This window comes from Pseudopedobacter sp. (genome assembly GCF_040392825.1).
Taxonomy (GTDB): domain Bacteria; phylum Bacteroidota; class Bacteroidia; order Sphingobacteriales; family Sphingobacteriaceae; genus Pseudopedobacter.
The window spans coordinates 1-4,632 of sequence record NZ_JBEBVH010000290.1; the positions used below are offsets into that span (position 1 = coordinate 1).

Sequence of the window (4,632 nt, forward strand, 5' to 3'; positions counted from 1 at the left end):
CCAAGATCTATGTGTCTAAGATCTTATCATCTTGAAGAAAGGGATAAGACTATGGTAATCGAGAAGTTTGAAATTATGTTAAAAAAAATAGCAGAGGTACCTGAAATGGTTACTCGATGAGATTAAAGTATTTTTCTTGATAAGAAATGGCTAAAAAGAATATAGCTTTCTAGACCATTTATATTATAATGATGCAATCTCTCCATATTCGCTTTTTCGATCTATATATTACGAATATGAACAGATTATAAAGGTTTCTTTTTTTACTAAAAAAGTCAGCCGAAAGAATCATACTGTTAGGCTTTCGATTAGGACTATAGCTGTAGTATTTATATTCACCTGATTTACAGATTTTAAATGAGTTCTTGAAGATAAAAGTCATTTTGCTGTAACATTAGACACGTCCATCAGCAAGATTGTTACATATATGGAAAGTTAATTGTTTTTTTTATTGTGTTAATAACCAGGGTAATACTAATTAATTATTTGATTTAAGGCTATTTTTTTGTAGCTGTTTAGCTATGTTTTTTAAGTAAAATATCCCTGTTTCTAATCGCATTATTATATTTGTCCATTCATTTTCCTTAGAGGATTATGAACACTTGGTTAATAGGCCTTACCCTTGTTGGTAGGGCCTTATTTTTTATTGAATTGCGAGTTAAGGAAAATTGAAAAAAGGTGCATCTTAGTTAATGTGTTGATAATCAGTTTGTGTTTTAAATATTTCTTCCAAATAATGTTTATATTGTTTGGTGCCAAAAGTACTGAAATGCTCTGTATCATATATGTAGGAAGATCTGCCATTTGACTGTTGTATTGATGATAAAAGATATATATCTATATATTTTCCTTGAGAAATTATTGATTTCATATAATCATTGACAACTTTTCGCATTGTGATAACACGATCTTGAATGTTCAAGGAATACCTGTTTTCTAACCATATGGCCACTGGAACCTCAATGTTGTATTGCTCGGTCTGACCGATATAAATTACTGGGATATTGAAAACAGAAAAATATTGATTATTTAATTCAATTTGCTCTTTGAGTTGCTTTTTGCCATATCCTGCATAATTCGACATAAGTATAATTTTGTGTATTTCTTGATGTGAACCGGGGATAAAATCGTTGAATACCCAGTTCATTAGTTCTTTTGGACCTTGATATTTACTGATAGCCTCTTTGCTTGGAAAAACTTCATCGGCCGTTATTTGAATTAAATTGATGTTTTTCTCCTTAGCCATTTCTCGAATGGTACCGGCAAACATAGCAGCATAACAATCTCCGATTAATAGATAATTTTGGCCACCCTTTGCACGAGAAGCTAAGGATGGTCTGGAGAATTGCGAAAACTTTTCGTTGTATCTCAAATGTCCGTTTTTAAAACCAAATTGTTCCGCGGTATTATTTCTGGGATAAGAAAGGTAGAATTGTTCCAATGTATGGTTTTTTCTTAATGGAGCTTTATCCTTTTTTAGTGAAAGTACGAATAAACAGATGATAATTATAGAAGTTGCTGAGATAGCTAGCAGTTTTCTGCCTGACCATTGGACAGTTTTCTTTTCGATCAATCTATAGCTTAGTTCCGCTAAAATCAAACCTATTGATAAAACTATAAGTTTGTGTAAATTGTCAGGATTCGTACCTAAATATTTTGACAGGACAATAAGAGGCCAATGCCAAAGGTAAATGCCATAGGATCGTCGCGCTAAATACCTAATCAAGGAAAACCTTGGAAAATTTCTGTTGTGGTAAAGAAAAATGAACGAGCAGGTCAAAAGTACAAGGAGCAGGGTCCCAGAGTTTGGCCACGACAACTTTTCAAGCGGGATAACCCCGGTGATAAGTAAAATAATTAGAGATAAAAAAATGACACCTATTAGATGAGTTATCCTTTCAGAAAAATTAGGACTGTATTTCCCACCAAGAGCAAATATAAATCCCCCAGCAAGGAATTCCCATAATCTAGAGGGCAGCATATAGAAATTTAAAGCTTGGTCCTTTCCGTGTAGCATCCACATACATCCAATGAATATCAAAATGAATAGCAACCATCTGATGTTTTTCATTACCGTTGTATGGCATTTATGAAGCAAAATTAAGATAGGTGGGCAAATGAGATAAAACTGAATTTCTACCGAAAGTGACCAGGTATGAAGTAATAAATTAAGTTCCGATTTAGGCTGGAAATATCCGGATAATAAGTAATAATAAAAATTGGATGTAAATAAGGCACTGCTTGCAGCTGAGAGACTATATTCATAGAGTTTGATGTTAAAAAAAAAGAATAAAAGTATCAAAAAGGTCAATAACACCGAAAAGTACACCGGAAGAATTCTTCTGGCTCTACTTTGATAAAAAGAAAACAAGTTAAAGCGGTCAACTTTCAAGCGGGAAAAAATGTTAATGGTCATCAAAAAGCCTGAGAGCACAAAGAATATATCAACTCCCACATACCCGTTGATAAAATATGGAATCTGTAAATGGTAACCCACAACAGCTATAATGGCCAATGCGCGCAGCAAATCTAGATCGTTACGGTAATATTTGGTACAGGTAAGCATTATCCTTGGTTAAAAGCTAATATACTTGATTTTATTGGTCAAAAGAATAAAAAGTTCACTGCGCTTCAAGCTTAACAGAAATTTTCTATAAAATAATTTTTTGTTTTTTTTAATATCGAATAGATATAAGTCTAAATTTTTAACTGTATAATTGTGCTTAGATTAAGATATACCAAGTGTCATTAACTCTATTATGAATAATTTTACTAGCCCAAGCAATCAGGAAACGAAAACAACCCACCTTAAACAGCAAATTGACCTGTACCTGCATCACTGGAAACTTTTTTTGATGTTTATCCTTATATCTTTATTTTTTGGTGTATTATATCTTCGGTATGCACAAAAAGTATACTATACCCAGGCGATGATTCTTTTACAGGACGAGAAGCAGGCTTCTGGAGAAATGGCCGGTTTGGCTGAATTGGCCAACCTTGCCGGAAGAACCTCTTCTTCGGCTGCTTATGTAAACGACCAGACACAGATATTACGCTCTAGGCGGATCCTTAGGAAAGTGGTAGACGCTAATGAGTTAAATGTAAGTTATTTTATCAAGGGGAAACTCCGTGAAAGTGAACTTTTAAAATCCCAAAGTCCTATACAGTTATTAATCTTGGAGCCTGAGCACTCAAGACTGGATAGTGTGATCTATGAAATCAACGTGAGCAAGACCCAAGATGGTTATCAGATACAGGATGAGGTAACGGAAAAAAGGAACTATATGATGGGGCAGAAAATTGCCTCCCCTATCGGCCCTATCTCTCTACTATCCACTGGTCTGGTACCAGATTGGACCGGTGAAATCAGAATTCAAGTGCTCCCAAAGGATTTTGCTGTAAATATCCTTCAGGGAATGGTAAATATTGAATCGAATTCTAAAGAACAATCTTTCGCCATTCGAATGTCTACTGAAACCAGTTCTCCGGCAAAAGGGGAAATGATCCTCAATTCACTGATTGACCACTATGATCAGGATCGCAGCTATGATAAGGAGACCATATTCCGCAATACTTCCGCCTTTATCAATTCAAGATTAGAGCTGATCAATAGAGATCTTAAAGCCGCTGATTCTCGAATCGCTAACTTTAAAGGGAATAACGAATTGGCTGATATTCAGGCGCAAACGCAATTGCTGATGAAAGATGCTTCTGATCAAGAGCGGAAATTGATGGAGTATCAAACTCAGCTCTATCTATCGGAAATAGTACGTGAATCTTCAACAAAAGAAGCTTTTGCACTCTTACCTTCCAATATTGGTCTGACAGACTTAACTGTTCAAAACCTTATCAAATCGTATAATGAGCTGGTATTGGAGCGATCGGATCTTTTACGCTCGAGTACATCTGAGAGTCCTGTACTGATCAATGTAGAAAGAAATCTATCTATGTTGAAAGATAATCTTTTGATTTCCCTAGATAATTTAAAAAAGGGTATTGAGGTGAACATCAATAGCCTGGAAACCCAAAAACAAAACCTGACTGGAAAGTTGTCCAAGTTTCCAAATCAGGAGTTGGAATTCCGTGATATTTCCCGGCAGCAAAAAGTTGTGGAGTCTATATATCTATTTTTACTCCAAAAGCGGGAGGAAAATGAGATAAACTCTTCGGCCACACCAGCCAATTTAAAGGTGGTGGATTATGCTTACGGATATACCATACCGGTTGCCCCAAGGAAACTATATGTGTTAATGGGATCTCTGGCACTTGGTCTTATTATACCTTTTGGCTTACTTTATCTTAAATTTTTACTCGATAATAGAATTCATTCTAAAAAGGATCTTGAAGAACTTATCGGGGCTCCTATACTTGGACAGGTGCCAAAGGTCGATGAAAAAATCGTTCAGGAAAACTCTAGGACGTCACTCGCCGAATCATTGCGAATCCTCAGGACAAATATCGCTTTTATGTTGGGGGCAGCAAAACAGAACGGAAAAGTCATCTATGTGACTAGTACGATATCAGGTGAGGGGAAATCATTTTTGGCAACAAATCTCGCTAGTATAATTGCGCAATCTGGAAAGAAAGTGGTGTTAATTGGAGCTGATATCAGATCACCTAAAGTATTGGAAT

2 protein-coding genes are annotated in these 4,632 nt (G+C 35.5%); one reads left to right on the plus strand and one right to left on the minus strand.

All coding sequences use genetic code 11. The features are described from left to right. Positions 1-685: 685 nt before the first annotated feature. Positions 686-2,566, minus strand: a complete 1,881-nt coding sequence (locus ABWO41_RS15600) for an acyltransferase family protein (RefSeq protein WP_353140040.1) — start codon at positions 2,564-2,566, stop codon at positions 686-688. 193 nt (positions 2,567-2,759) lie between these two features. Here ABWO41_RS15600 and ABWO41_RS15605 point away from each other — a divergent pair. Next, the coding region (locus tag ABWO41_RS15605) for a GumC family protein (protein WP_353140042.1) at positions 2,760-4,632 on the plus strand (1,873 nt) is incomplete at its 3' end.